This window comes from Streptomyces sp. rh34 (assembly GCF_002551245.1).
Lineage (GTDB): Bacteria > Actinomycetota > Actinomycetes > Streptomycetales > Streptomycetaceae > Streptomyces.
Genome location: NZ_NTGZ01000042.1, coordinates 14,027 through 38,465 on the forward strand (window position 1 = coordinate 14,027; position 24,439 = coordinate 38,465).

Below are 24,439 nucleotides of genomic sequence, written 5' to 3' on the forward strand. Positions count from 1 at the left end.
CCGGTGAAGTGGTGCCGGCTACAACAAACTGAGCGGGTCTACGGGCCTGGCGGACCCACCGGGCCTACGGGCCTAGCGGACCCAGCCGGTGAAGCCGCCGCGACCGCCGGGTTCCTTGCCCCGGCCCGGCGCGCCCGCGCGCCCCCCGCCGTCGAGGGAGACGGACACGGCCCGCACGAGCCAGGCGTTGACCGACAACCCCTCCGCGGCCGCGGCGCTCTCGGCGCGGCCCTTGAGGTGGGCGGGGAGACGGAGGTTGATCCGCACCATGGTGCCGTCGTCGGCCTCCCCGGCCGGAGACGCGGCCACGACGGGAGCCACGACCGCCTCCGGCTCCTCCCGCACCGGCTCGGGCACCGGAGGCGGCGTCACCACGAACTCGGGATCGAGCCCGCGCAGCCGTACGTCGACCGACCCGGGAGCCAGCTCCCGGGTGACGTCGCCCATGGCCGCGGAGAGCACGTTGAGCAGGGTCAGCCGGACGGCGGACTCCAGGGGAGCACTGAGCCGCTCGGCCAGGGCGCGGGCTTCGTCGCCGCTGGCATCCGCGGCGACGGCGAGTTCCCGCCGGAGATTGTCGACGTAGGGGGTGAGGTCCATGACGCCATCATGGCACACACATGGCACCACGTCGAGCCACATTGGCGCACCCCGCACAAAGAGGCCCCTGACCTGCAACATCACAACCAGCAAAGCCGCGACGGCACCACATGGGCACCCTGAAACACCAGGCATGGCACCACAGCAACGCCACCTGGCACCATCTGGCATCACCTGGCTGTACTGACGGCAGACACCAACCGCACCACGCACGGCCCGGCACACCCACCCACCCAGAACCACCCGGAGGCCCCGCATGTCCCACCCCAAGGCCTACCTGGCCCTCTGCACGCACACCCACCTGTTCCCGGGCGCGCGCTGCCGCCTCCAGGGCCTGCCCGACCCGGCGGCGTTCGCCGCGAACCCGGCGCCGACCGACGTACACCTGCGCTTCTCCGACGGAACGGCCACCGCGGCAGAGCTCCGCACCGAGCCCCCGACAGGCCCGTCCCTCACGGTCGCCCCCTACACCACCGCGGCCGGCACCCCCATCGACGACAGCACGTGGACCGTCAAGGAGTTCACACGGAAGGAAGACGAGGTGGAACTGACCATCGGCACCCCGAGCCGCGCCTGAACACACCCACGGGAAGGGCGGAGGAACGGAAGAAGCCCGGGTCAGAAGGAGATCTGACCCGGGCTTCACGCAGAGCCCCCTGTCGGATTCGAACCGACGACCTACGCATTACAAGGTCTCTCAAGGCGACAGGCCAACCTGCAAGCACCCCGGCGTGAAGCTCTGACCTGCGGGTTTCACCTGTTCCCGTGTCCACTGGTATCGGCTGGTCTCTGACTCTCGTGTGTACGTCATGCGTACTGCCACCCCGCCAGAGTGTTGCAAGATAGACGCGATTGCCTCTAAACTGCATCGCGCCACCTCAGAACGTGAGGCGGCCCCGGTACAGCGTTCCCGCGCTGCCCAGGGCCTAGGTATCGCCCCTGTATGAAGGGACCGAACCATGCGCAACACCGTACCCACCCTGTCCGCCATGCCGCAGCAGCGCCCCTCTCGGCCGGTGCCCGCTGTCGACCCGCTGGAGTCCGTTCTCCGGGCGGCGTTCGACGCCGGTGAGCCGTGCGACGCCGAGGGCAACCCCGTCATCGAGATCATCGCCGCGGCCCCGTCGTACGAGCTGCTGGCCGAGCAGGTCGCCGACCGGATCGCGGCCGAGATGCCGGAGACGGCCGCGAAGATGGACCGGGCCGTGTTCGTCGCCCACGTCGCCGACGGGCTCCGCAGCGTCGCGCACGACCTGTGCCCCGACGGGCGGCTGTGGTGCACCGCCGACCCGGACAGTCACGCCGACCCGCGCGAGCACGTCCACCGCGGCCCCCAGATCGCCATGCACGGGGCCTACGGCGCCGACGTCATGGCCTTCCAGCTCTCCCAGCTCGGAGACGGGCCCGTCGAGTTGGCGTTCGTCGGCAACGGGGACTGGCCCGAGCTCAACCTCGACCAGGTCGACGAGCTGATCGAGGACATGGCCGTACATCTGGACCGGCTGCGTGCGGTGCGCGCCAAGATGGCTGCGATCCGTACGGCGGCCGCCCTGTGAGCGCCGACCGCACCGTGACGGTGCACACCACCGACCACGGGCCCGTCACGATGCCCGAACCGTCCTGGTGCGTCGACAGCCACGACCAGGAGCCGGAGGCTCTGCGGGACACCGGGCACCGCGGGCCGCAGCACCGCGCCGAGTTCTACGGGCACGAGGTTGCCACCGCCGAGCTCGTCCAGGACCCGTTCGCGACGGCCGCCGACCGGAACACCGGGGTGTACGTCGCCATGGGCTACCTGGCGAGCACCCTCACCCCGGGCGAGCTGGACGAGCTGGCCGCGCTCCTCGTCGACTACGCCGGGACGCTGCGGCACCTGGCCCGGCAACTGTCCGTCCTGCGCACCCAGGAGGCAGGCCGATGAGCGACACCACCTCGTACACCGCACTGTTCGACCCGGCCGTCGACCAGACCCCGTGGACGCCGCCTCTTCAGCAGATCCTGAAGACCGCGCGCGAGGAACTCGAAAAGCAGGCCGCCGCGAACATCCACGACCGCCAGGCCATGATCCTCGCTGCTACCGGCCTGGAGATGCGTCTGAGGCAGCTGCTCGCCGCCCTCGACGAGGAGGCCGGCCGATGAGCCGCATCGACCCCCTGACTCCCGGACAGATCAAGTCCGCCGAGCGTGCCCTGTCCGCTGGCACGTGGGCGATCACCGCGGGCGCCGTGCTGTTCTCGGTCTTCACCGTCACGCCGCTCGTCGAACGGGTCACCCCGGACGGGTGGGGATGGACGGCCCCGATCCTGCCGCTCGTTGTCGACGCGGCGGTCGTCATCGTGGTCCGGCTGGACGCCACCGTGGACCGGCTCCGCACGACCGGGGGTCGGTGGCCGGCCGCGCTCCGGTGGCTCACCGGTCTGATGACCTTGCTGTTGAACATCGGGGACAGCGCGCTCAAGGGCGACGCGACCGGGGTCGCTGTTCACGCGGTCGCGCCGCTGCTGCTCATCGTCACGGCGGAGGCCGCGCGTTCATACCGAGCCGCGATCGGCCGGGCGCTCGACGAGATCGAGCGTTCACGGGCCGCCGAGCAGGCCGAGCGTGAACAGGTCGCTGCTGCTCGTGAACAGCAGCAGCGAACCGAGCGTGAACAGCGCGAGCAGCAGCGTCGGGCCGATGAACGCGAGCGGGCAGAGCGGGCCGAACGCCTTGAGCGTGAGCGGGCCGAGCGCGAGGAGCGGCAGGCACGGGAGGCGCGGGAGCACGCCGCCGCTGTGGCCCGCGAGCAGGCCGAGCGAGAGGCAGAGGAGCGTCGGGAGGTACGGGCAGCGGAGCAGGCCCGAGCCGACCGCGAGCGGGCTGAACGCGACCGGGTGGCCCGTGAACGCGCCGAGCGTGAGCGTGCCGAGCAGGCCGCCCGCGACCGTGCCGCGGCCGAGCGCCGCGCGGCCCGTGAACAGCGGGAGCAGGCACCCGTGAACACCCCCACCCCCGCCATGAACAAGACGGCCCCCGCCGTGAACACACCCCCCGCCAAGCTCGACGAGCAGGCAGCCCGTGAACACATCACCGCGGCCGTGAACGCCAACGCGGGGGTGACCGTGCGGCAGCTCGCCGACGAGACCGGCTGGTCTATCGGATGGGTCTCCGCCCGCCGGCAGGAACTCCAGACCGCCGGGGGTGCGTCATGAGCGACCTTGAGAAGGCCGCCCGGGACGCGGTCGACGCGCAGGCGAACAGCGAGCAGGTCGCACTGATCCTCGCCGTGCTCCAGGCGCAGCAGCTCGCCCAGCCGCAGCAGCCCCCGGCGCCGCCGGCGGTGCGCCCGACGGGGTCCGCGGCGAAGTGGATCGGCATCGGGATGGGCGGGTCCGTCTTCCTGATCGCGTTCGCCCTGTCCGCCGTCGCCGTCGCGATCAGCGCGGTGGCCCTGACCATCTGCGTTCTCGTCCTGCGGTCCGTGTGGCAGGACGTCCGTAAGAGCGGCTGACAGCTGCCCGATCCGCCCGGGTGAGACGGGCGGTGAGGGGAGCCGGACAGTCCGGTATCCACTACGGAAGGCCCCACCATGAGCGACCAGCAGACCCCGCAGGAGATCGGCACCCACGCCCTGGCCAAGGCCGTCGAGCACGCCGACCGGGCCGACCGATACGTCACCCGTCCGTTCGGCAGCGACAAGGAGAACCACGCGCGGATCGCGATGTACGGCAACCTCGCCACCGCCTACGCCCAGATCGCCAAGGCCGCCGCCGCCCTCACCACCGACAACGCCTGACCAGGAAGGACACCCATGTACTCCTACACCCGAGCCGAGAACCGCGAACGCGGAAAGCTGTTCCGGAAGGGCTTCCGCCAGGCCCTCGCCGACTGCGTTGACCCCGCGATCCGGCAGAAGATCGAGCGCATCGACCAGGCCGCTGCCGAGCGCGGGCAGCGGGAGCTGAACGCCCTGCACACCGTGCGGGAGACGGACCGGCAGGCCGTCGCCACCGCCAAGGCCGCCGTGCGCACCGCGTCCCGCGAGGGCAAGGCCGCCGCCCGGCAGGCCCTGCGGGACGCCGAGCAGCAGCTCAAGCGCTCCGAGCGGGCCGTGCACAAGGCCGAGCAGCAGTAGCTACACCACGGGGCGGCCGCCAATCCGCCAAGACAACCGGCCACCCCGTGCCACCCGCCACTCAGCAGAGAGCAGGAGACCCTCATCATGACGGACGTCGACACCCGCCCAGTCAACGGGCACACCCTCACCAAACTGCACCCCATCCCCCCGGAGCTCGTCGGCCCGCCGCCGGCCCCGGCCGACGAGCCCGACACCGTCGAAGCCGTCGACCGCCCGGACAACCCGCTGGCCGACTGGCTGACCGTGCCCGACGCCCCCGTCCTGCCCGTGTGGGCCGGGTCGGCAGCCTCGATCCGCGCCAACGTCGCCGCGTTCGCCCGCCTCACCTGGTGGCAGGCCCGCTACCACGGCATCCGGACCCCGAAGTACCTGGTCAAGACGCTGCTGCTGGCCGCGCGTGGCTTCTACCGGGCCACCGTCGGTATGTGGCCGACCCTGTCCGCACAGGACCACAGCGCCGCCGTGAAAGCGCTCCGCGCCCAGTCGAAGGCCAAGCCCGAAGACGTCGACCTGGCACTGCGGCTCCAGCTCGCCCACGCCGAGCGCACCCGTACCCGCCGGTGGCGGTTCGGGGCGGCCGCCACGGCCGTCGCCGCCGCCACCATCGGCATCATGCTCGCCGACCCGGTGGTGCAGGCCGGGGTAGCGGCAGCTGTCGTCACCCCGCTCGCCCATCTCGGCCGGGGCAAGGACACCGTGCTCCTCGACCAGGGGGCGCCGCCGCTGCGGGTCGACATGTCCGCGCAGCAGCTCAACGACGCCCTGCGCGCCGCTGGCCTCCTGAAAAGCGGCCGGGGCGACGAGGAAGGCCCCCGGGTTACGTGCACGATGGGCCCGGTTCGTGACGGCCGCGGCTGGGCGGTGATCTTCGACCTTCCTCGGGGTGGGGGCAAGACCGCGTCCGACGTCCTCACGAAGCGGGAAGTCATCGCGCAGGAACTCGGGGTCGACGAGATCCAGGTCATCATGTCCCGCGTCCGCGCCGCGAAGGGCGGCAACGCCGGCCGGGTGTCCATGTGGGTCGCCGACGACGACCCCTACCTTGGTGCGCCGAACCCGTCGCCGCTGGTCAAGGCGCACACGTTCTCCATCTGGGACCCGATCCCGTTCGGGCAGGACGCACGCGGCAACCGCATCGAGGTGCCGGTGATGTGGCAGTCGATGTTCTTCGGCGGGCTGCCCCGCCGGGGGAAGACGTTCACCCAGCGCCTCATGACCGCGGCCGGGCTGCTGGACGCCTACGTGCGGCACTACGTCGCCGACGGCAAGGGCGGCGCCGACTGGATGCCGATGCGGGCCGTCGCCCACCGGCTCGTCATGGGTGCCGAGGACGACGCCATCGAGGCGCTCAAGGCGATGTTGGCCGAGCTGCTCGTGGAGATGGAGCGTCGCTTCGCGATCCTGCGGGAGCTCCCCACCAGCATCTGCCCCGAGGGCAAGCTCACTCCGGAGCTGGTCCGGCTGAAGAACATGCCGGTCATCTTCGTGACGGTCGACGAGCTGCAGGAGTACTTCACCGCGATGGAGAAGGAGGACCGGGAGCAGGTCATCAACGATCTGTGCCGGATCGCCCGCCGCGGGCCGGCCGCCGGGTTCGTGTCCAACTTCGCCAGCCAGCGCCCCGACGCTGAGTCCGTCCCGACGAAGCTGCGGGAGATCATCACGCTGCGGTACTCCACGCAGGTCGTCGACAAGGCCAGCAGTGACATGGTCCTCGGGAAGGGCAAGGCCGCCCAAGGCGCCGACGCATCCGTCCTGTCCGAGGACCACGTTGGCACCGGGGTGCTGGTCACCGGGCCCGCGTCCTACGTCACCGTGCGCGCCGACTACCTCGACGGGCCCGCCTTCGCGAAGCTCTGCGCGGTCGGCCGCGCCCTCCGTCAGACGGCCGGGCAGCTCACCGGGGACGCGGCCGGAGACGTCACCGCGGCCGCCGACGCGGCCGGGCTCAAGCTCGCCCCGATCCTCTCCGACGTCCTGGAGGTGATGCGGCACTCCCCGCGCATGTTCACCACCGACCTGATCGCCGGGCTCGTGAACCTCGACGAAGACGTGTACGGCGACTTCAACGGCGAGCGCCTGGCCGCCGAGCTGGAGACCGCCGGCGTGAAGCGCACGAGCAAGCAGGTGAAGATCAGCGGCACCACGCTCGCCGGGTACCAGCGGCGCGACATCGAAGGCGCCGTACCCCCGGAAATCCTCCTCGGGTAGAGGGGTCCCCCTGTACCCGACCCCCTGCAGCCACGCGTTCACCCCGCCCCCCAGGCGCCCACCTGCGGGGCCCGGAAGTAGCGGGGGCCCTCTACCCCGGTCATGGGGCGGGTAGAGGGCCCCGACCTGCAAGGTAACGCCGGTACAGGGGGACCGAGCCCCCACACAAGGAAGGCCCCCAGGCAGCAGTCTGGGGGCCTTCGTCATGCGGTCAGGGCGCGTCGTCCAGGGCCTTCTGGTAGATGTCGCGGAGCCGCCCGCCGACGTCGCACCGCCCAAGACGGCTGCACCCGGCGCAGTCCGTGGTGTGCAGCAGGTAGGCCCGGTAGGCCACCTCGTGGGCCTGCTCGGCAACCGGGGTCAGGCCGCGCTGCTCTCGGCACGGGGCGCACGCGTACAGGGCCGCCCCGGGGCCCGAGTTCTGCTCGACGATGTCGACCATGACGGCGGTCCCCGAGGGGCCTTTGTGCCAGTGGCACCAGCCGAACGGCGCGGGCGCTGCTGTGCTCGATGGTGTGGTCATGGCCAGGACCGTAGGAGCCGCCGCGTGTGGTGGTCCTGGTGGTTGCGCGAGATTGCGTGACCCCGCACGAGCGTTGGGGCGGATTGCTCAGGAGGGGGCAATCAGGTGCCGTGCGCGGGCGATGATGCGGTGGGCCCTGGCCCCGTAGGCAGCCGACTCGTTCAGCCCGTCCCACGTCCGCCCGTACAGTTCGAGGTCGTCGGCCGTGTCGAACGTCAACTCGGTGTTGATCGTCTCGACGACGACACGGGACTCGTCGAAGATCCAGAACCCGTGCTTCGGGGTCAGGCGCATCGGGGCACCGAGCGGCACGATGCCGAACTCCACGGTACTCATCCCGATCAGCCCGACCAGCCTGTCCAGCTGCCCGGCCATGACCTCCCGGGGGCATACGAGGGCGTGCAGAGCCCCTTCCCACACCAGGACCCGGAACAGCTTCCCCGCCGCGTACAGCACCTCTTGGCGGCGCATCCTCGACGCAACCGCAGCTTCGGTATCCCGGGGCGTCTGCAACAGTTCGGCGCGCGCCATCAGCAGATGCCTGGCGTAGTCCGGGGTCTGGAACAGTCCGGGGATCACCGTGGCTTCATAGCCGCGGAGGACCGTGGTCTGCCGGTACTCGACGACGTACCGGTCCTGCACCGGCGAATGGCCCGCAGCGAGCTGCTTACGCCAGTGCCGCTGCCGGGACTCCAGCACCCGCAGCCGACCGAGGAGATCCGCGGCGGTGTCGGGACGCCCACAAGCCGCCGCCCACGCCTGGAGGTCTTCGGGGGTGGCGGTCTGCCGGCCGTTCTGGAGCCGGGACACCTTCGACGGCTGCCACCCGAGGAGCTGGGCGAAGTCGCGGCCGTTGAGCCCGGCCCCGGTGCGCAGCTCGTTCAGCCGCGCGCCGAGGGCCTCCCTCGCGCTCTGGAAGTCGGTGCTCACACCGACGAACGTACCTGCGCCCACACGGTGGCCGAGGGCGTAGCGAGCGGCCAGGCGGTATCCCTGGCCCGGCACGCGGCGAGCACTTCCGTCGGATCTTCTGTGACCTCGACGCCGACCGTGGTGTCCGTCTCGTCGATGTGGAACCGGGCGACGAGACGTGAGTCGAACAGCCAGAAGTCGTAGTCGGGCAGGCCCGCGGACTCGGCTACGTACCGGCTGAGTACCCGGATGTCCTCGCCGGCCGCAATGTTGCTCGACGCGGCTGCCATGAGGAATCGCTGCCCGTCCGTGGGTGGGTCGTCGACGATCCGGACGCGGGAGAAGTGGGCGCCCCGTGCCGTCTTCTCCCGCACGTTCGTGTTCCACGGGCTGCCCGGGGCCGGCTGCGGGTCGATGCCGCGCATGAACGCCTGGAACCGTTCCCCGGCCCGGTCTGTGGCGTACCCGCGGCGGGTCTCCAGGCGGAACGCCGTGTGCTCGAACTCGTCGAATAGGTGGGTGATCTCCTCGAAGGGGACCAGTGGCACGGGTTACTCCTTGGGGGCGAAGCGGGTCAGCAGGTCGCGAGGGATGACGACGGACGTCTCATTGGCGCCGACGTTGCGGAGCTGGGCAAGGTCTTCGGGGTTGGTGAGCTGGTCACCCTGGACCACGATGTCACCGGTCTCGACGACCTCGTAGAGCGTCGGGCAGTTGCCGTCCTCGGAGGTGGTGCCGATGAACCTGAGCGTCACAACAGGGCTCCGTTCTCGCAGGTGAGGCACCAGCATGCAGGCGACGGGCTGGCCATGGGGGCCGGTTGCGCGAGATTGCGGCGGCACCTCGCCAACTGTGCCGTTGCGCGAAGTGCGCCCGGCCCTCATTGCTCACCAAGGGCCGGGCGCACCGCTCTGTCGCTTCAGGCTGCGCGCCTCCACAGCAGCTCAACCTGCCGCTGCCGCGGGGTGAGCAGCTGCGTTCCGAGCTCCGGCCGACCGGACTTCCCGCCGGCCACGCGCTGCTCCTCGTCCTTCCTCCGCTGGTACCGCAGCACCGCAGGGGCAAGGTTGCCGCCCTTCGCCAGCGACCGGACCGTGTCCAGATCCATGCCAGCCCCCGCCGCGAGCCACGCCAGCGGATCCCCGTCGTGCTCCGTCGGACGCTTCACGAACTTCGTCATCTCGATCTCTCTTTCCTGGTGTTGTTCCCACGTTCCCCACCGCCGTTGCCGTGGGGCGCACATCACGTTCCGGGCACCTCAGCGCCGCCCCGGCCGAGCCGCACCCTCCGGCAGGCATCCGAGCAGACGAGTTGCCGCCGTCAGCCCGGCAAGTGCAGGTCGGTCAGGTCGTCGTCCTCGACACCGAGCGCATCCAGCAACACCCGCAGCTCCTTGATCGCCGCGACCCCTGCCGTACCGCCGGCCTGCCCCGTCCGCGCCAGAGCCAAAGCCATCTCCCGCTCCGTCGACGTGTACAGGTCCTGCTCCGCGAACAGGGCATCCACCGCCAGGACCAACGGCCCGTCCGTAGGCGGCTCGGCCCCGTCCAGATACATGCGAATCGCCGACACTGCGACCGCCGACATCGTCGTCCGGTACTCGACTGACACCCGCTCCAACTGATCCCGCATCTCCTGCGGAACCCTCAACGAGATGGTCATCGTGGCCGCCATGACGACCCCCTTTCAGTTCGTGTGACATCTAGATCTGCCGGAGAGGATTTAAAGAAAGCTGGGCGCGGGGCTGGGGAGCCGCCTCTCTAAAAAAGGAGGGGCGCGGGCTGCCTGACCTGCGGCTTTGTGGGGTCTCTGAGGCGTGCTCACGCGGGCCTGACCGGTGCCGTGCGGGTGGTCGTCCCCCGGGGAGTGGAGGGGCTGGCCCAGGTGAGTTCGCACGCCGTGTCGGTGCACTGGACGATGGTGTGCCGACGGTTGTTGATGGTGCCGGTGCCGACTTGCCTCACGGTTCGGATGGTGCGGCAGGCGGGGCAGTGCATCAGCGTGCGTACGGCCGCGGGTCTCATCGTGGGGCCTCCTTGTCGAGCTGGTCGGCGATGCGCTCCAACTGCTGCTGAACGGCGCCGAGGTCGGGCGTGGGGCCGACGGCGTCGCCAGCGGTGCGCGCCCAGTGCGTGCCCTTCGGGTTTCTGTCAGGGATCGCGACGGTGGTCGTGGCCGTGGACGCCGTTTCGTCCGCGGCACGGATGGAACTCTCCGAGGCCTGAGGGTGTACCGGGCCGGTACCTCCCTGGTTGTCGCCGACGAGTAGGGCGGGGCGGTTGCGTGCGGCGAAGTAGCGGAGCTTGGCGGCGTGCCGGGCGGCGAGGCCGCGTTGCCGGGCGGCGGACAGTTCGGCGCGGCGTCGCTTCGCTGCGGCGATTCGGATGCGGGCGGCTTCGATGCGGGCCTGGACGGCTTGCTCAACCGCGGACGTGGACTCGGTCACAGCTGACCTCCGGTCTTCTGGGGCCAGTCGTGCACTACTTGTGCGAGCCAGGTGGGGCCGATGAGCTCAGCAAGGAAGCTGCGGAGGTAGGTCGCAGTGTGCGCCGCATACAGGGCCTGCTGCTGCTCTCCTGCGTAGGTGTGGGTAACGACGGACTCTTCCAGCTCGATGACTCGTCGGTGCATGGCGCGGGCTGCCTGCCGCAGGCCGGGGGTGATGTGGTTCATGAGGCTCCGATCAATGGGTGTGATCGTCCGTCCGCGTCCTCGTCCCCTATAGAACGGGGGACGAGGGACGAGGTCGTTTGACGTCGTCCGGGACGAGGTGGGGACGAGGTGGGACGAGGTGGCGAAGGTCTTGTATCCGCAGGTCAGGACCGGCGTGACCTCGTCCGGTGACGTGTCGTCAGTTGTGGACGAGGTCGGCCCGCCTGCTGGGACGAGGTCGCTGTGCCTCTGACCTGCAGCTTTCTCCAACACGCCGATTGTGGCGGGGGCGGTCGGGACGAGGTCGGGACGAGGTCGGCCGGTCATGCGGGCACGTCCGTCGGGATGGAGTGCAGCACCGCACCGCGGGACCCGGGCTCGGCAACAAGGCGGCCGTCATCGACCAGGGCGACGAGCGCCTGACGAGTGGTGGACGCACGCCCCTGGACGCGGTCTTCGATGCCCTTCTTCGTGAGGGGCTCGCGGGCCTTGCCGACGGCGGCGAGGATCTTGCCCTTGCACTCCTCGATCTCGGCAAGCTTCTTGGCTTCCTTCTGCTGCTCGTCGGTCTGCTCGGCAGGGTCGTCGGGGTGCTGGATCGGGGGGTAGATGTGTGCGTCGGCGAACGTGTCGGTCTCGGACTTCACGACGAGGTCGGCGTACCAGTGGAGGGGGTTCCGGCCGCCGGGCAGGGCGTGCTTCCGCACCTGTGCCGGCCGGTCCTTTGCGATGCGGAGACGGGAGCGGCCCTCGGTGTTCACGCCGAACGGCTTGATCGCTTCGAGCATGTACTGAACGCCGTCGACAGCGTTCAGCTTGTGGACCCCACCGAGGGCGTACCGGCCGCGGCCCTCCGAGTTCTTGACGACGTGGTCCAGGGGGACGACGGCGGCCCCGGTGTCGGCGAGCGGCCGCAGGAGCAGGCGCCCGAACTTGGCGATCTCGGTGTTGTCCTTGAGCTCAAGGCCCATGAGGGACATCGCCTCGGTGACGCCGTCGACGACGACGAGCGTGGGCCGCACCTCGCCGACCTTCGCAACGAACGACGCCATCGCGGCCGGCGGGATGCCACCGCCGGGGCGGACGTAGTGGAACAGGGCCCGGACCGTTTCGGGCAGGGCGCCGATGAGGAGCAGACGACCGACAACTCCGTCTTCGCTGTCTTCGAAGTCGATGTAGACGACGTGGTTGCCGCGATTGATCTCCGTCAGGGCTGCGATCAGGGCAAGCCACGACTTGCCCGCCTCGGACTCGCCCTGTACGCCGTTCACGCGGCCGGGGTAGAACAGGCCGATGCCGTCGTCCCGGGCGCCGACGGTGGCTGTGACGGGCTTGTGCGTGCCGTCCAGCACGGATGTCAGGTCGGTGAAGTCCCACCCGGACGTGCCTGCTGCGGGTGCTGCCGAGGTGGTGATGCCGTTGATCTCGGTGGTGACGTCTGCGAGGAGGTCGACCAACTCGCCGTTGCCGGACCGGACGCGGTAGGCCGCCAGGTTCAGAGCCTGGGTGATCTTCCGGCGTGCCGCCATGTCCGCGACGATCCGGGCGTACTCGGCAGGGTGCGCGACCGCGTGGGAGATGTCGGCGAGCTGGGAGACGGCGACGGGACCACCAACGCGGGTGAGGTCGTCGGCCTTACGCAGGGCGTCCGTCAACGTGATGGGGTCGACCGGCTCACCGGCCGCGTTCAGGTCGAGGATCGCCCGGTACACGGTCTCGTGTACGGGCCGGTAGAACTCCGAGCCATCGAGGATGGCGGCCACGTCGGGGATCTCGCCCCGGTGGTGGATCATGCCCGCGATGACGGCGCGTTCGGCATCGGCGTCGTATGCGGGCGCCTGGTCCTGCTCGTCGGCAGGGTGTTGCATCATCTGCTGGGCTCCAGCCAGTACCCGCGGCCGGCGGGGCTGCCGCCGCAGTGCGCGAGGCGATGCCCGAAGGAGGGCCGCAGCCCGGGGCCGCCGCCGTGGGTGTGCCGTTCGGCGCAGTGGGGGCAGGTGTCGATGACGAGCACCCAGTAACGGCCGAAGCACCCGCGGGCCGCGTAGGCGCGGCAGTGCGCGATGACAGAGGCACGCGCTACGGTGGTAGCCGACCCGCCGCCCAGCCGGTCTTGAGCCCCCTGGTGGTCACCCGCCGGGGGGTTTCGCTTTGCGCTCATGCGGCGGCGCCCCCGCTCACGGTGCGCTCGTCCAGCCACTTCTCGATGGCACTGCGGCGGTAGAAAACACGCCCCGCTCGCCCGGGTGCGGTCTTGATGTAGTCGGGCCCCGTTCCCCGCCACCGCAGTTCGGCAAGCGCCTGCGGGTTCCGGAACAGCGGGTACTGCTTGCACACCTCGGTGGACGACAGAACGTCGTCCACCAACGCCTGCTTGCCTGCCATCGCTTCTCCTTAGGGTGACACTGTTGCTTACGTGCAGCAATCGCATCTATGCTGCACCACATGAACGCGATGGTAACCCATAAGAGCCCAGACGCAATCGCCTTGCGTCTGCATAGGCTGTCACCCATGAGCGAGCAGCAGCACGGGCGACGAGCAGTAGAGACCGGTCCTACCGGCAGGGCGGTGGCAGCGAACCTTGTCCGCCTTCGTAAGGCACGCGGCTTCAGCACGCGACAGTTGGCCGCAGCGCTTGAACGCGCAGGACGAAGCATCTCCCCGTCAGGGATCAGCCGCATGGAGAAGGCTGAGCGGCATGTAACAGCAGATGAGCTGACGGCATTGGCCGTCACGTTCGGGGTCTCTCCGTCGGCACTGTTGCTGCCGTTTACCGAGCGCCCGTCGGACCCTGTCGAAGTCACGGGCGGTGGCACCGCCGACGCTTCCGACGCATGGAAGTGGGCGCAGGGGCAACGTCCGTTCCGGCTGACTCCCGGCAGGGAGCGGACGGAGTTTCTTGAGTTCCAGCTGTACGGCCTGCCCCAGTGGCTGGGCCCCGTGGATCGCGACGCTGCCACGGTGAACGCCTGGCTGCGCGAATCCGGTTTCCCCATGGACGAGTGGCTGCGCAAGCAGGGGCTCGTCGAGCCGGAAGGGGGAGACGATGGCCCGAGTGTGGATTGAGGACCGGGAGAACCACGCCGACTACCGGGCGGCCATGGAGGGATGGCAGGAGGCGAAGCGCGCCGGCAGCAAGCGGAAGCCGCCGGGGCGGTGGCGTGTCCGCTGGTACGGGCCGGACGGCAAGGGCAAGGCTGCGACGTTCCTGAAGCTGCCGCAGGCGGAAGCCGAGATGCACGCCATCACGGCCCGCCTCGACAAGGGCAGCTACCGCGACCCGAAGTCGGGGAAGGCCGCGACGAAGCTGGTGGCCGAGGAGTGGTTCACCTCGAAGCGGAAGATCGGCCGGACCACCCGCCGGGACTACCGGGATCTCCTCGACAACTACGTCATCCCGAAGTGGGGTGACTGGCAGGTCGGGGCAATCCAGTGGGAGGACGTCTCCGCGTGGCTGACCGAGCTGGAGACGAAGCCCGGCAAGTCAGGGAAGCTCCTCGGGGCCGCCCGGATTATCAAGGCGTACCGGGTGCTGTCGATGGTGATGAAGCACGCCGTGTTCTCGAAGCGGATCAGCGCCAGCCCGTGCCACGACCACGAGTTGCCGCGGCCGGACGACGAGGACGAGCACGTCTACCTCACCTACGACCAGCTGGAGCGCCTGGCCCTCGCGGCGGGCGAGTACCGGCTGATGATCCTCACGCTGGGGTACAGCGGGATTCGGTGGGCGGAGGCGTCGGCCATCAAGACGGGCCGGCTGCTGGTGCCGAAGCGGCGGATCCGGATCGTCCAGAACTTCACCGACGTCGGCGGGGTGCTGGAGCTGGGCCCGGTGAAGAACCACGAGAAGCGGTCGGTGCCGATCCCCCGGTCGTTCGCCGACGAGCTGGGCACCCTGGCCCACGGCAAGGGTCAGCAGGATCTGCTGTTCACGGCCCCGGAGGGCGGGCCACTGCGCTACAACAACTTCCGCAACCGGGTCTTCGACCCGGCGGTGAAGGAGGCCGGGCTGGGCGGCATGGGCATCACCCCGCACAAGCTCCGGCACACCGCAGCGTCGCTCGCCATCGCGGCCGGCGCCGACGTGAAGGTCATCCAGCTGATGCTGGGCCACAAGGACGCGGCCATGACGCTCAACATCTACGGCCACCTGTTCCCGGACCGGCTCGACGAGGTCGCGGATGCCCTCGACGCAGGGCGGCTTGTCGCACTGGCGATGAAGGATGCGCCGGTCGCGGTCAGCACCTAGGCACAGCAGCACGTACAAAATGCGTACTGGCCCCCGGCAGTGATCTTGCCGGGGGCCAGTCGCGTACCGCGTCTCACCTGCGATTTCCCTTTCGGGCCCCCTGTCGGATTCGAACCGACGACCTACGCATTACAAGTGCGGCGCTCTGGCCAGCTGAGCTAAGGAGGCGTGCCGGAGCAGTCTAACCAACCCCGCGCCCCTCTCGTCCGCGATTTCCGTGTGCTGCGGACTACTGACAGATCGGGAAACGCCAGGTAGCGTCACGGCAGGTTCGCGCCTGTGGACCAGACCACTCCCTACTCGGATCGTCCGGCACGTTCCTGCCGGTTGAGGAGAAGATTCAGCATGGCCAGTGTCACGTTCGACAAGGCGTCCCGCGTCTACCCCGGCTCCACGAAGCCGGCCGTGGACCAGCTCGAGATCGACATCGCGGACGGTGAGTTCCTCGTCCTCGTCGGTCCCTCCGGTTGTGGCAAGTCGACCTCCCTGCGCATGCTCGCTGGTCTTGAGGACGTCAACGGCGGCGCGATCCGCATCGGTGACCGCGACGTCACGCACCTGCCGCCGAAGGACCGGGACATCGCCATGGTGTTCCAGAACTACGCGCTCTACCCGCACATGTCCGTCGCGGACAACATGGGCTTCGCGCTGAAGATCGCCGGTATCAACAAGACCGAGATCCGGGCGAAGGTCGAAGAGGCCGCCAAGATGCTGGACCTCACCGACTACCTGGACCGCAAGCCGAAGGCGCTCTCCGGTGGTCAGCGTCAGCGTGTGGCGATGGGCCGGGCCATCGTCCGTGAGCCGCAGGTCTTCCTCATGGACGAGCCGCTGTCGAACCTCGACGCCAAGCTCCGTGTCTCGACCCGTACGCAGATCGCCTCGCTGCAGCGCCGCCTCGGCATCACCACCGTGTACGTCACCCACGACCAGGTCGAGGCCCTCACCATGGGCGACCGGGTCGCGGTGCTGAAGGACGGGCTGCTCCAGCAGGTCGACTCGCCGCGCAACATGTACGACCGCCCCGCGAACCTCTTCGTCGCCGGCTTCATCGGCTCCCCCGCGATGAACCTCGTCGAGGTCCCGATCACCGACGGCGGCGTGAAGTTCGGCAACAGCGTCGTCCCGGTCTCCCGCGAGGCGCTCACCGCCGCCGCGGACCGCGGTGACACCACCGTCACGGTCGGCATCCGCCCCGAGCACTTCGACATCGTCGAGCACGGTGGCGCCGCCGCGAAGTCGCTGACCAAGGACGCCACGGACGCGCCGGCCGGTCTCGCCGTCTCCGTCAACGTGGTCGAGGAGCTCGGCGCCGACGGCTTCGTCTACGGTGGCGCGCAGGTCGCCGGCGAGCACAAGGACCTGGTCGTCCGCGTCGGCGGCCGTGCCGTTCCGGAGAAGGGCACGGAGCTGCACGTCGTCCCGCGCCCGGACGAGCTGCACGTCTTCGCGACCTCCACCGGCGAGCGTCTCACCAACTGACGCCCCATCCGCCGTACGCCCGGCCCCGCACTCCCCGCAAGGGGGTGCGGGGCCGTTTGCGTGGTCCCGGCGAGTTTGGGTTTCGGTGCCGGGTGGCGGCAAATACCCCGGCACACAGGGCATTTCGCCCTGGTTCGTCAAGCCCGTATTCGAAAGGGCGCGTCGAACCATCCCCCGCAAGGGTGACGAATTGTCGCCAAGTCATCACTGGCCGCTACGCTCGCTGCGTGACCCACACCGCGCGCCGCATCGGCCGATCCCTCGCTCTCGTCCTGCCCGTCGTCATGGTTCTGTCCGGGACCCTCGCGGTCACCAGCGTTCAGTGGGCGGAGTCGGACACCGACTCCCAGCTGCTGGCCGCCTCCTCGGAGACCGTGTCCAAGCCCGCGAAGCCGCACGCCCCGCAGCACGTCCTGCGCGAGAAGCTGCTCGTGGAGCTGCAGGAGAAGGACCCGGGCGCCGCGCTCACGGGCCTCCAGCGCGCCGTCGAGCAGCGTCCCTCGCTCGCCCGCCACTGCATGTCGATCGCGAAGGCCCTCGGCAAGGCGGCCGTCGAGCAGTACGGCCCGACCCGTGCGCACCGCTTCTCCCGGCCCGTCTGTGACACCTCGTTCGCCTCCGGGGTCGCGCAGTTCAGCTAGGAGCTCCCACGCCGGGAGGCGGTCACGCGGAGCGTCGCCGCTCCGCCGGCGGGCACCGCATATCGTGCCTGCCATGCATACGTATCCGACGCAGGCCGTGATCCTTGCCGGTGGCCAGGGGTCGCGGCTGCGGCCGTACACCGACGACCGCCCCAAGCCGATGGTCGAGATCCCCGGAACCGGGACTCCGATCATCGGCCATCAGCTGTCCTGGCTGGCCGCCGAAGGCGTCACCGACGCCGTGGTCTCCTGCGGGCACCTCGCCGAGGTGCTCCAGGAGTGGCTGGACGCCGCCGTACTGCCGCTCCGGGTCACCACCGTCGTGGAGACCGAGCCGCTGGGCCGTGGCGGCGGCCTGAAGTACGCGGCCGGGCGGCTGCCCGATCCGGAGCAGCCCTGGTACGCCACCAACGGCGACATCTGGACCCGCTTCTCCCTGCGGGAGATGGCCGCCTTCCACACGGAGCGCGACGCCACCGCCACCCTGGCCCTCGCCCGGCCCCGGATCCCGTGGGGCGCCGTGGAGACGGACGCGTTCGGGCACATCACCGACTTCATCGAGTCGCCGCCCTCCCCGTATCTGATCAACGCGGGGGTGTACGTGTTCTCGCCCGCGTTCACGAAGCTGCTGCCGGACCGCGGCGACCACGAGCGGACCACGTTCCCGCGGCTCGCCCGCGAGCGCCGGCTGGCCGGGTATCCGCTGCCGAACGGGGCGTACTGGCGGGCCATCGACACCGCGAAGGACCTGACCGAGGCGGCCCGCGAGCTCGGCGCCCACGACGGCTGACACCGCCGTCACCTTCACCGCCGTCACCTTCGCAGCTGTCGCCTTCGCCCCTGGGGACCCGCCTGCACACGAAGGGGCGGCCCCCGCCCGGTTGTTCCGCCGGGTGGGGGCCGCCCCTTCGTGCTGTCGTACGGGTCAGCCGAGGAGGCCGCCGATCGGGTTCCGGCCGCCGCCCGTGGTCGATCCCTCGCCGCCGCCGGAGGAGGTCGAGCCGCCGGTGGGGGCCGGTTCGCCGCCGCCTCCGGAGGAGGCGTCGCCGGTGGACCCGGAGGAGGTGGGTCCGGCGCTGGTGGCCGCCGGGGGCTCCTGCGGGGTGGACTGCTGCGGGGGTTCCTGGCCTGTGCCCTGGGTCTGGCTGGGCTGGGTGTCCGAACCGGTGCTCCGGCCGCCTGATTCGCGCACCGCGCCCGGTGTCGCCCCGCCGCCGGCGGGGGTGGTGGCCGCGCCGGAGCGGCTGGGCTCCGGCTGTCGCCCCTGGTCCGGCGTACGGGAGGCCTGGCGCTCGCCGGTGGACTCCTGGGGCAGCGGCATGCCGGGGAGGCGGTTGGTGGGGTTGTCGTTGCGGCCGGGGACGGTGACGACCTCGCTGGAGCGGACCGCACCGCCGAGGATGGAGCCGATGAGCAGGGTGAGGCCGATGACGACCGTCGCGGCGACGGTGCCCCGGCGCAGGACCCGGCGGCGCAGGTCCCAGATCTCCGAGCGCGGGCCGAGCTTGCGCCAGGCCTCCCCGGCCAGTCGGCCGTCCGCGGAGTAGACCGGCGCGCCCGCGATGACCAGCGGGCTCCAGGCGGCCAGCAGGATGATGTCGGGGGCGTCGTACACCGCGACCGAACGCCAGCTCACCGTCACCAGCAGCGCGGCGGAGAGCAGCGCGCCGAACGCGGCGGCGACCCGCTGCCAGAGGCCGAGGACGGTGAGCACACCGACCACGACCTGGAGGAAGGCGACGGTCAGGCCGGCGCCGACCGGGTGGGAGAGCGCGAAGTCGCGCAGCGGCTCGGCCATCGCCCACGGGTGCAGGGAGGTCAGCCACTTCACCATCGAGCCGCGCTCGCCGCCGTCGAAGTAGACGGGGTCGCACAGCTTGCCCATGCCGGCGTAGATGGAGATGAAGCCGAGGAGCACCCGCATGGGGAGCAGCACGACGCCCAGGTTCATCCGGTGGCCGGGGTAATAGGCGTGCCGGACGGGGTCGCCCGAGCCACGCCGGGAGCGGGACTCGGCGGATTCGTCGGCCTCGTCGTAGCCGTCGGCGTCGGCGGGAGCGCCGGGGGCTCCGGACCGGCCGGGGTCGTCGGGCCCGTCGACCGGGTCGTACGCGCCGACGGCCTGCCGCATGGGCGGCAGCAGCGGACCGGTGCGTCCCGGCTGATGGGGGGCGGTCAGTACGGGGTTGGGCTGCGTCTCCTCCAGGAGCGGGATGACCTGCGTCGCGCCCGCTCCGTGCCCGCCCCCGGACGCCCCGCCGAGTCCGGCGTCGAGGTGTCCGGCGGTGGAGTTGCGCACGGCCTGGAGGAGGCCTGTCGCGCCGGGGTCGCCGGGAGCGGACTTGCCGCTCCAGACGACGGGTGCCCGCCTGCGGCCTCCGCCGGCACCGCTCATGGCGGGGATGCGGGCCGTTTCCGCGGGGGCACCGCGCAGCCGTGCGCGCTGGCCCGGGGCGAGCTGCACCCGGAAGCTGGCGTGGTTGACGATGACCTGCGCGGGGTCGCTGTCCACCTTGGTCATGCTCAGGGCGGGTTGCTCGTCGAACCGAGGCGTTCTGGTGTCCACACGCATCTAACCGAGTGATGTGTGTTTAGGACACTGCCTCGACCGCCCGGATATGTCCGAGACCCGTCAAGATCAGGCCAAACTCGGGCAACCTGGAACTGTGTTCGGCGTTCGCGCGTCAACTCGCCCGGCGGGCGAGCCGGTTACCGCGCGCGGCCACGCGTGGCGCCATGCGCGGCGCCACGCGAACGCCGCGGCCCCGGCGGCCCGGCGGACGGCTATCCGCGGCGGCGCGCCACCTCGTACAGCACGATGCCCGCCGCGACACCGGCGTTGAGCGACTCCGCGCCGCCCGGCATCGAGATCCGCACCCGGTAGTCGCAGGTCTCGCCGACGAGACGGCCCAGCCCCTTGCCCTCGCTGCCGATGACGATGACGACCGGGCCCGCCAGCTGCTCCAGGTCCTCCACCGTGTGCTCGCCGTCGGCGGCCAGGCCGACGACCGTGAGGCCCGCCTTCTGGTAGCCCTCCAGCGCGCGGGTGAGGTTGGTGACCCGGGAGACGGGCGTGCGGGCCGCCGTGCCGGCCGAGGACTTCCACGCGCCGGCGGTCATGCCGGCCGCGCGGCGCTCGGGGACGACGACGCCGTGGCCGCCGAACGCGGAGACCGAGCGGACGATGGCGCCGAGGTTGCGCGGGTCGGTCACCCCGTCGAGGGCGACGATCAGCGGGTCCTCGTTGTTGTCGTACGCGGCGGCGGTGAGGTCCTCCGGGTGCGCGTACTCGTACGGCGGGACCTGGAGGACGAGGCCCTGGTGGTTCAGGCCGTTCGTCATCCGGTCCAGCTCGGGGCGCGGGGCCTCCATCAGGTTGATGTTGCCGCGCTCGCTCGCGAGCTTGAGGGCGTCGCGGACGCGCTCGTCGTTGTCGATGTACTGCTGGACGTAGAGGGTGACGGCGGGCACGCCGTCCCGCAGGGCCTCGTAGACCGGGTTGCGGCCGACGACCATCTCCGAGGTGCCCTTCACGCCGCCGCGCCGGGGCGCGGGGCGGCGGGCCGCGGCCTGCTTGGCCTGGGCGCCGGCGATCCGGTTCTTCTTGTGTCCCTTACGGGCGGAGGCGGGCGGCGTCGGCCCCTTGCCTTCGAGGCCACGGCGTCGCTGGCCACCGCTGCCGACCTGCATGCCCTTCTTGTTGGACGTGCGGCGGTTCCTGCGCTGGCTGTTCCCGGCCATGATCTACCTGTTTCGTTGCTTTCAGACGTACGTATGTATAGGGAAAGTGTGCCGCCCGGATCGCCGGGCGGCACATCTGCACTGCTCGGCGGGGGCGCTCAGCGCGGTCCCAGCGTCCACCGGGGGCCGGTGGGGCTGTCCTCGATGACGAGGCCGGACTGGCCCAGCTGGTCGCGGATGGCGTCGGCGGCGGCCCAGTCCTTGCGGTCGCGGGCCGACTGCCGCTGGTCGAGGACGAGGCGCACGAGGGTGTCGACGACGCCGTGCAGGTCCTCGCCCCGGCCGACCTCGCCCGCCCAGTGCGGGTCGAGCGGGTCCAGGCCGAGGACGCCGAGCATGGCCCGGACCTCGGCGAGGCGGGCGGTCGCGGCTTCCTTGTCGTCGGCGGCCAGTGCGCTGTTGCCCTGGCGGACGGTGGTGTGGATGATCGCCAGCGCCTGCGGGACGCCCAGGTCCTCGTCCATCGCGGCGGCGAAGGCGGGCGGCACCTCGGCGGCGGGGGGGACGGCCTCCCCGGCCTTCTCGGTGACGCGCTGGATGAAGCCCTCGATCCGTGCGAACGCGGACTCGGCCTCGCGCAGGGCCTCCTCGCTGTACTCGATCATCGACCGGTAGTGCGGGGTGCCGAGGTAGTAGCGCAGGACGATCGGGCGCCACTGCTTGACCATCTCGCTGACGAGGACGGAGTTGCCCAGCGACTTCGACATCTTCTCGCCGGACATGGTGACCCAGGCGTTGTGCACCCAGTACGTGGCGAACGCGTCGCCGTACGCCTTGGCCTGGGCGATCTCGTTCTCGTGGTGCGGGAAGATCAGGTCGAGGCCGCCGCCGTGGATGTCGAAGGCGGAGCCCAGGTACTTGTGGGCCATCGCGGAGCACTCCAGGTGCCAGCCGGGCCGGCCGCGTCCCCAGGGCGTCTCCCAGCTGGGCTCGCCCGGCTTCGTGGCCTTCCACATGGCGAAGTCGCGCTGGTCGCGCTTGCCGGTCTCGCCGTCGCCGGAGGGCTGGCGCAGATCGTCCAGCTCCTGGTTGGAGAGCTCCAGATAGCTGGGCAGGGAGCGCACGTCGAAGTAGACGTTGCCGTCGGCCTCGTAGGCGTGACCTCGCTCGATCAGGCCGCGCATCATCTCGATCATCTCGGGGACGTGGCCGGTGGCGCGGGGCTCGTACGTGGGCGGCAGGCAGCCCAGCGCGTCGTAGCCGTCGTTGAACGCGCGCTCGTTCTCGTAGCCGATCGACCACCAGGGGCGGCCCTGTTCGGCGGACTTCGTGATGATCTTGTCGTCGATGTCGGTGACGTTCCGGATGAACGTGACGTCGTAGCCGCGGTAGGTGAACCAGCGGCGCATGATGTCGAAGTTCAGGCCCGAGCGGATGTGGCCGATGTGCGGTGCTGCCTGGACAGTGGCGCCACAGAGGTAGATCGAGACGCAGCCCGCTGTGAGCGGGACGAAGTCACGGATCTGCCGGGCGTTGGTGTCGTGCAGGCGAATAGTCACGCCTCAAGGGTAGTAGGCCCGCACCAGTGCCCCGCGACCCTTGGGGATCGCGGGGACAACTTTCTGGTACCGGGATGCCCCGGAACGGCCCGGGAAGGGCCCGGAGAGCGTTCTCACACCCTCCGTGGGGCCTAGAGGCGGCCGACGATCTTGCGCGGGGAGATGCGGACGACGACGCGGGGGTCGTCGCCGTCGGAGTCCGGGTTGAACTCCGCGTACGGCTTGCCGGTGTACTTCATCGAGAGCTCGTCGATCAGTTCCTGCCCGCCGTCCGTCGTCAGCGTGGCCTCGCCGCGGATCTCCGCGTAGGTGTACGGGGCGTCGAAGGGCTGGACGACCACGGTGACGCGCGGGTCGCGGCGGAGGTTCTTCTCCTTGCGGCGGCCGACGGTGGTGGAGATCAGGACGTCGTCGCCGTCGCGCTTGACCCAGACCGGGGAGACCTGGGGGCTGCCGTCGGGCTGGATGGTGGCGATGTTGACGAACACGGGGCTGTCGAGCAGGTTCTTGAGCTCGGCGGAGAGTGCGGCGGTCATGCGTACGTCCTCCTGGGGGCTGCGGGTCGGTCCTTCGTCGGTGCTGCTCCTACCCCGCAACCGCGCGTGTTCCCTGATCCTTCCCGCCCCGGCCCACCGGAAGAGTGAACGCCAGCGCCGCCCCGGCCAGGGGGACCGCCGCGAGCGCCGCCCACCGCACGGGCGCGGGCGCGTCGAGCAGCGCGCCCGTCGCCGCGCTCCCCCCGAGGACGGCGATCCCGGAGACGGAGGACAGCGCCCCCGTGGCCAGCCCGAGCTGCCGGTCCTCGACCAGGTCGGGCACCAGGCCCCGGGCGGCGGGGACCAGCAGCATCTGGCCCAGGGTCAGCAGGACGACGAGCGCGGCGCCGGGCAGCAGTCCGCCGGGGCCGGCCGGGGCGAGCGGTACGGCGGCGAACCCGGCGGCGACGACCACCAGGCCGGTGACCAGCGCGGTGCGCGGGGCGATCCGGTGGGCGGTCCAGCGGGTCAGCGGCAACTGGGCGACGACGACGAGCAGCGAGGACAGCGCGAAGAGCCAGCCGAGCGCGGCCCCCGATCCGGTGGCCCGCTCCACCTCGCCGGGCAGCGAGAGATAGAGCTGGTTGTAGGCGACGAGGTAGGTGCTGTACGCGAGGCAGAGCAGCAGGAACGGCCGGTTGGTGAACACCGCGCGCCGGGACGACCGCCCCGGTTGGTCCGTACGGGTGACGGCGTCCGGGGCCTGTGCCCGTTCCCGTACGTGGTCGGCGCGCGGCATCAGGCGGGCGTGCCCGGCCAGTACGGCGACGAAGACGACGGCCCCGGCGAGGCAGGCGGCCCGGAAGCCGCCGCCGAGCAGCAGGAGCGCGCCGGCGTGCGCGGGTTCGGGCTCGGGCGCGTCGGTGCGTGTGGGCGCGGGCTCGTCGGCGGGCTCCGGCTCGTATCGGGTCACTTCAGGCCCGCCGGGGTGCGCCCGCGCACGGCGGCCGAGGTGAGGACGGCCAGTGCGCCGAGGAGGGCGAGCGCGACGGCGGGGGCGAGGACGGCCCACGGGGCGCGCTCCGCGTACGGCATGTTCTCCGACAGCATCCGGCCCCACTCCGGGGCCGGGGCCTGCGTGCCGAGGCCGAGGAAGCCGAGGGAGGCGAGGGCCAGCGCGATGGCCGGGATGCGGAGCAGGGCGTGGCGCACCACCGGCGGCAGGACCCCGGGCAGGACGTGGCGGCGCAGGAGGTGGGCCCGGTCCGCGCCGAGGGCGACGGCGGCGGCGAGGTGCGGGGCCGCCTTCTCCTGGGCGTACAGGGCGGCGGTGTGG

32 protein-coding genes, 1 tRNA gene and 1 pseudogene are annotated in these 24,439 nt (G+C 70.9%); 14 read left to right on the forward strand and 20 right to left on the reverse strand.

All coding sequences use genetic code 11. The annotated features are described in order from the left end of the window. Window positions 1–72 precede the first annotated feature (72 nt). Complete coding sequence (locus tag CR470_RS11130) at window positions 73–600, reverse strand: toxin-antitoxin system HicB family antitoxin (RefSeq protein WP_097867423.1); 528 nt, start codon at window positions 598–600, stop codon at window positions 73–75. 256 nt (window positions 601–856) lie between these two features. On the opposite strand from CR470_RS11130, the gene CR470_RS11135 reads away from it, so the two are divergent. The 9 genes from CR470_RS11135 to CR470_RS11175 all read left to right on the forward strand — a co-directional run bounded on the left by CR470_RS11135 (window position 857) and on the right by CR470_RS11175 (window position 6,928). Further along, on the forward strand, window positions 857–1,177 hold the full coding sequence (locus CR470_RS11135) for a hypothetical protein (RefSeq protein WP_097867424.1): 321 nt from the start codon (window positions 857–859) through the stop codon (window positions 1,175–1,177). Window positions 1,178–1,559: 382 nt separating this feature from the next. Then, the gene (locus tag CR470_RS11140; RefSeq protein ID WP_097867425.1) at window positions 1,560–2,156 is read left to right on the forward strand and encodes a DUF6907 domain-containing protein; all 597 of its coding nucleotides are present in this window, start codon (window positions 1,560–1,562) and stop codon (window positions 2,154–2,156) included. Beyond that, a complete protein-coding gene (locus CR470_RS11145; RefSeq protein WP_097867426.1) occupies window positions 2,153–2,521 on the forward strand; it encodes a DUF6907 domain-containing protein in 369 nt (122 codons plus the stop codon). The genes CR470_RS11140 and CR470_RS11145 overlap by 4 nt, the downstream gene beginning before the upstream one ends. Then, window positions 2,518–2,739 carry a hypothetical protein gene (locus tag CR470_RS11150; RefSeq protein ID WP_097867427.1) on the forward strand — a complete coding sequence of 74 codons (222 nt, stop codon included), beginning with the start codon at window positions 2,518–2,520 and terminating at the stop codon, window positions 2,737–2,739. Before CR470_RS11145 ends, CR470_RS11150 begins: the two co-directional genes overlap by 4 nt. Continuing rightward, window positions 2,736–3,791: a DUF2637 domain-containing protein gene (locus CR470_RS11155; protein WP_257138575.1), complete on the forward strand. Its 1,056-nt coding sequence runs from the start codon at window positions 2,736–2,738 to the stop codon at window positions 3,789–3,791. The genes CR470_RS11150 and CR470_RS11155 overlap by 4 nt, the downstream gene beginning before the upstream one ends. Then, entirely contained in the window at window positions 3,788–4,090 is a 303-nt protein-coding gene (locus tag CR470_RS11160; protein WP_097867428.1) for a hypothetical protein, read from the forward strand. The genes CR470_RS11155 and CR470_RS11160 overlap by 4 nt, the downstream gene beginning before the upstream one ends. Window positions 4,091–4,168: 78 nt before the next feature. Further along, a complete protein-coding gene (locus CR470_RS11165) occupies window positions 4,169–4,375 on the forward strand; it encodes a hypothetical protein (protein WP_097867429.1) in 207 nt (68 codons plus the stop codon). A gap of 15 nt (window positions 4,376–4,390) precedes the next feature. Then, window positions 4,391–4,714, forward strand: coding sequence for a hypothetical protein (locus CR470_RS11170; protein WP_097867430.1), 324 nt, complete (start codon window positions 4,391–4,393; stop codon window positions 4,712–4,714). Between the two features lie 87 nt (window positions 4,715–4,801). Beyond that, on the forward strand, window positions 4,802–6,928 hold the full coding sequence (locus tag CR470_RS11175; RefSeq protein WP_257138576.1) for an FtsK/SpoIIIE domain-containing protein: 2,127 nt from the start codon (window positions 4,802–4,804) through the stop codon (window positions 6,926–6,928). Between the two features lie 211 nt (window positions 6,929–7,139). Here the strand turns inward: CR470_RS11175 and CR470_RS11180 are convergent, their stop codons facing one another. The 12 genes from CR470_RS11180 to CR470_RS11230 all read right to left on the reverse strand — a co-directional run bounded on the left by CR470_RS11180 (window position 7,140) and on the right by CR470_RS11230 (window position 13,400). Continuing rightward, the gene (locus CR470_RS11180) at window positions 7,140–7,451 is read right to left on the reverse strand and encodes a hypothetical protein (protein WP_097867431.1); all 312 of its coding nucleotides are present in this window, start codon (window positions 7,449–7,451) and stop codon (window positions 7,140–7,142) included. A gap of 87 nt (window positions 7,452–7,538) precedes the next feature. Then, window positions 7,539–8,381 (reverse strand): helix-turn-helix domain-containing protein, encoded by an 843-nt coding sequence (locus CR470_RS11185; RefSeq protein WP_097867432.1) that lies wholly within the window; start codon window positions 8,379–8,381, stop codon window positions 7,539–7,541. Beyond that, window positions 8,378–8,911, reverse strand: a complete 534-nt coding sequence (locus CR470_RS11190) for a DUF6879 family protein (protein WP_097867433.1) — start codon at window positions 8,909–8,911, stop codon at window positions 8,378–8,380. The genes CR470_RS11185 and CR470_RS11190 overlap by 4 nt, the downstream gene beginning before the upstream one ends. 3 nt (window positions 8,912–8,914) lie before the next feature. Next, window positions 8,915–9,118 carry a hypothetical protein gene (locus tag CR470_RS11195; protein WP_097867434.1) on the reverse strand — a complete coding sequence of 68 codons (204 nt, stop codon included), beginning with the start codon at window positions 9,116–9,118 and terminating at the stop codon, window positions 8,915–8,917. Window positions 9,119–9,282: 164 nt separating this feature from the next. Further along, the gene (locus CR470_RS11200; RefSeq protein WP_097867435.1) at window positions 9,283–9,543 is read right to left on the reverse strand and encodes a hypothetical protein; all 261 of its coding nucleotides are present in this window, start codon (window positions 9,541–9,543) and stop codon (window positions 9,283–9,285) included. A gap of 140 nt (window positions 9,544–9,683) precedes the next feature. Continuing rightward, window positions 9,684–10,037: a hypothetical protein gene (locus CR470_RS11205; protein ID WP_097867436.1), complete on the reverse strand. Its 354-nt coding sequence runs from the start codon at window positions 10,035–10,037 to the stop codon at window positions 9,684–9,686. 146 nt (window positions 10,038–10,183) lie between these two features. After that, window positions 10,184–10,327 carry a hypothetical protein gene (locus CR470_RS39485; protein WP_179892215.1) on the reverse strand — a complete coding sequence of 48 codons (144 nt, stop codon included), beginning with the start codon at window positions 10,325–10,327 and terminating at the stop codon, window positions 10,184–10,186. Window positions 10,328–10,383: 56 nt separating this feature from the next. Then, on the reverse strand, window positions 10,384–10,809 hold the full coding sequence (locus CR470_RS11215) for a hypothetical protein (protein WP_097867438.1): 426 nt from the start codon (window positions 10,807–10,809) through the stop codon (window positions 10,384–10,386). Continuing rightward, on the reverse strand, window positions 10,806–10,994 hold the full coding sequence (locus CR470_RS11220) for a hypothetical protein (RefSeq protein ID WP_143663798.1): 189 nt from the start codon (window positions 10,992–10,994) through the stop codon (window positions 10,806–10,808). The genes CR470_RS11215 and CR470_RS11220 overlap by 4 nt, the downstream gene beginning before the upstream one ends. A 344-nt stretch (window positions 10,995–11,338) precedes the next feature. Next, complete coding sequence (locus CR470_RS11225) at window positions 11,339–12,886, reverse strand: DnaB-like helicase N-terminal domain-containing protein (RefSeq protein ID WP_097867440.1); 1,548 nt, start codon at window positions 12,884–12,886, stop codon at window positions 11,339–11,341. Further along, window positions 12,883–13,176, reverse strand: a complete 294-nt coding sequence (locus tag CR470_RS39100; RefSeq protein ID WP_143663799.1) for a hypothetical protein — start codon at window positions 13,174–13,176, stop codon at window positions 12,883–12,885. Before CR470_RS39100 ends, CR470_RS11225 begins: the two co-directional genes overlap by 4 nt. Next, a complete protein-coding gene (locus tag CR470_RS11230) occupies window positions 13,173–13,400 on the reverse strand; it encodes a DNA-binding protein (RefSeq protein ID WP_097867441.1) in 228 nt (75 codons plus the stop codon). Before CR470_RS11230 ends, CR470_RS39100 begins: the two co-directional genes overlap by 4 nt. A gap of 126 nt (window positions 13,401–13,526) precedes the next feature. Between CR470_RS11230 and CR470_RS11235 the strand changes: the two genes are divergently transcribed. Then, complete coding sequence (locus CR470_RS11235; RefSeq protein ID WP_179892216.1) at window positions 13,527–14,081, forward strand: helix-turn-helix domain-containing protein; 555 nt, start codon at window positions 13,527–13,529, stop codon at window positions 14,079–14,081. Next, the gene (locus tag CR470_RS11240) at window positions 14,062–15,264 is read left to right on the forward strand and encodes a tyrosine-type recombinase/integrase (RefSeq protein WP_097867443.1); all 1,203 of its coding nucleotides are present in this window, start codon (window positions 14,062–14,064) and stop codon (window positions 15,262–15,264) included. Before CR470_RS11235 ends, CR470_RS11240 begins: the two co-directional genes overlap by 20 nt. A gap of 94 nt (window positions 15,265–15,358) precedes the next feature. Here the strand turns inward: CR470_RS11240 and CR470_RS11245 are convergent. Continuing rightward, window positions 15,359–15,432: transfer RNA gene (locus CR470_RS11245), tRNA-Thr, on the reverse strand. Window positions 15,433–15,609: 177 nt separating this feature from the next. Here CR470_RS11245 and CR470_RS11250 point away from each other — a divergent pair. From CR470_RS11250 to CR470_RS11260, 3 genes are all read left to right on the forward strand, one after another. Continuing rightward, the gene (locus tag CR470_RS11250) at window positions 15,610–16,746 is read left to right on the forward strand and encodes an ABC transporter ATP-binding protein (protein WP_097867444.1); all 1,137 of its coding nucleotides are present in this window, start codon (window positions 15,610–15,612) and stop codon (window positions 16,744–16,746) included. A 227-nt stretch (window positions 16,747–16,973) separates the two neighbouring features. Continuing rightward, a complete protein-coding gene (locus CR470_RS11255; protein ID WP_097867445.1) occupies window positions 16,974–17,387 on the forward strand; it encodes a hypothetical protein in 414 nt (137 codons plus the stop codon). Window positions 17,388–17,460: 73 nt separating this feature from the next. Next, window positions 17,461–18,177, forward strand: a complete 717-nt coding sequence (locus tag CR470_RS11260) for a nucleotidyltransferase family protein (protein WP_097867446.1) — start codon at window positions 17,461–17,463, stop codon at window positions 18,175–18,177. A gap of 135 nt (window positions 18,178–18,312) precedes the next feature. On the opposite strand, the gene CR470_RS11265 is transcribed toward CR470_RS11260, so the two are convergent. From CR470_RS11265 to CR470_RS11290, 6 genes and pseudogenes are all read right to left on the reverse strand, one after another. Beyond that, window positions 18,313–19,959, reverse strand: coding sequence for a DoxX family membrane protein (locus CR470_RS11265; protein WP_257138579.1), 1,647 nt, complete (start codon window positions 19,957–19,959; stop codon window positions 18,313–18,315). A 212-nt stretch (window positions 19,960–20,171) separates the two neighbouring features. Next, complete coding sequence (gene rlmB / locus CR470_RS11270) at window positions 20,172–21,128, reverse strand: 23S rRNA (guanosine(2251)-2'-O)-methyltransferase RlmB (protein WP_097867448.1); 957 nt, start codon at window positions 21,126–21,128, stop codon at window positions 20,172–20,174. 98 nt (window positions 21,129–21,226) lie between these two features. Beyond that, window positions 21,227–22,627, reverse strand: coding sequence for a cysteine--tRNA ligase (gene cysS, locus CR470_RS11275; protein ID WP_097867449.1), 1,401 nt, complete (start codon window positions 22,625–22,627; stop codon window positions 21,227–21,229). A gap of 131 nt (window positions 22,628–22,758) precedes the next feature. Next, window positions 22,759–23,163 carry a PPOX class F420-dependent oxidoreductase gene (locus CR470_RS11280; RefSeq protein WP_097867450.1) on the reverse strand — a complete coding sequence of 135 codons (405 nt, stop codon included), beginning with the start codon at window positions 23,161–23,163 and terminating at the stop codon, window positions 22,759–22,761. Between the two features lie 49 nt (window positions 23,164–23,212). Continuing rightward, window positions 23,213–23,992, reverse strand: a pseudogene (locus CR470_RS11285) (MFS transporter); the annotation flags it as partial. Window positions 23,993–24,072: 80 nt separating this feature from the next. After that, a partial coding sequence (locus CR470_RS11290; protein WP_143663800.1) for an ABC transporter permease subunit occupies window positions 24,073–24,439 on the reverse strand: 367 nt, incomplete at its 5' end.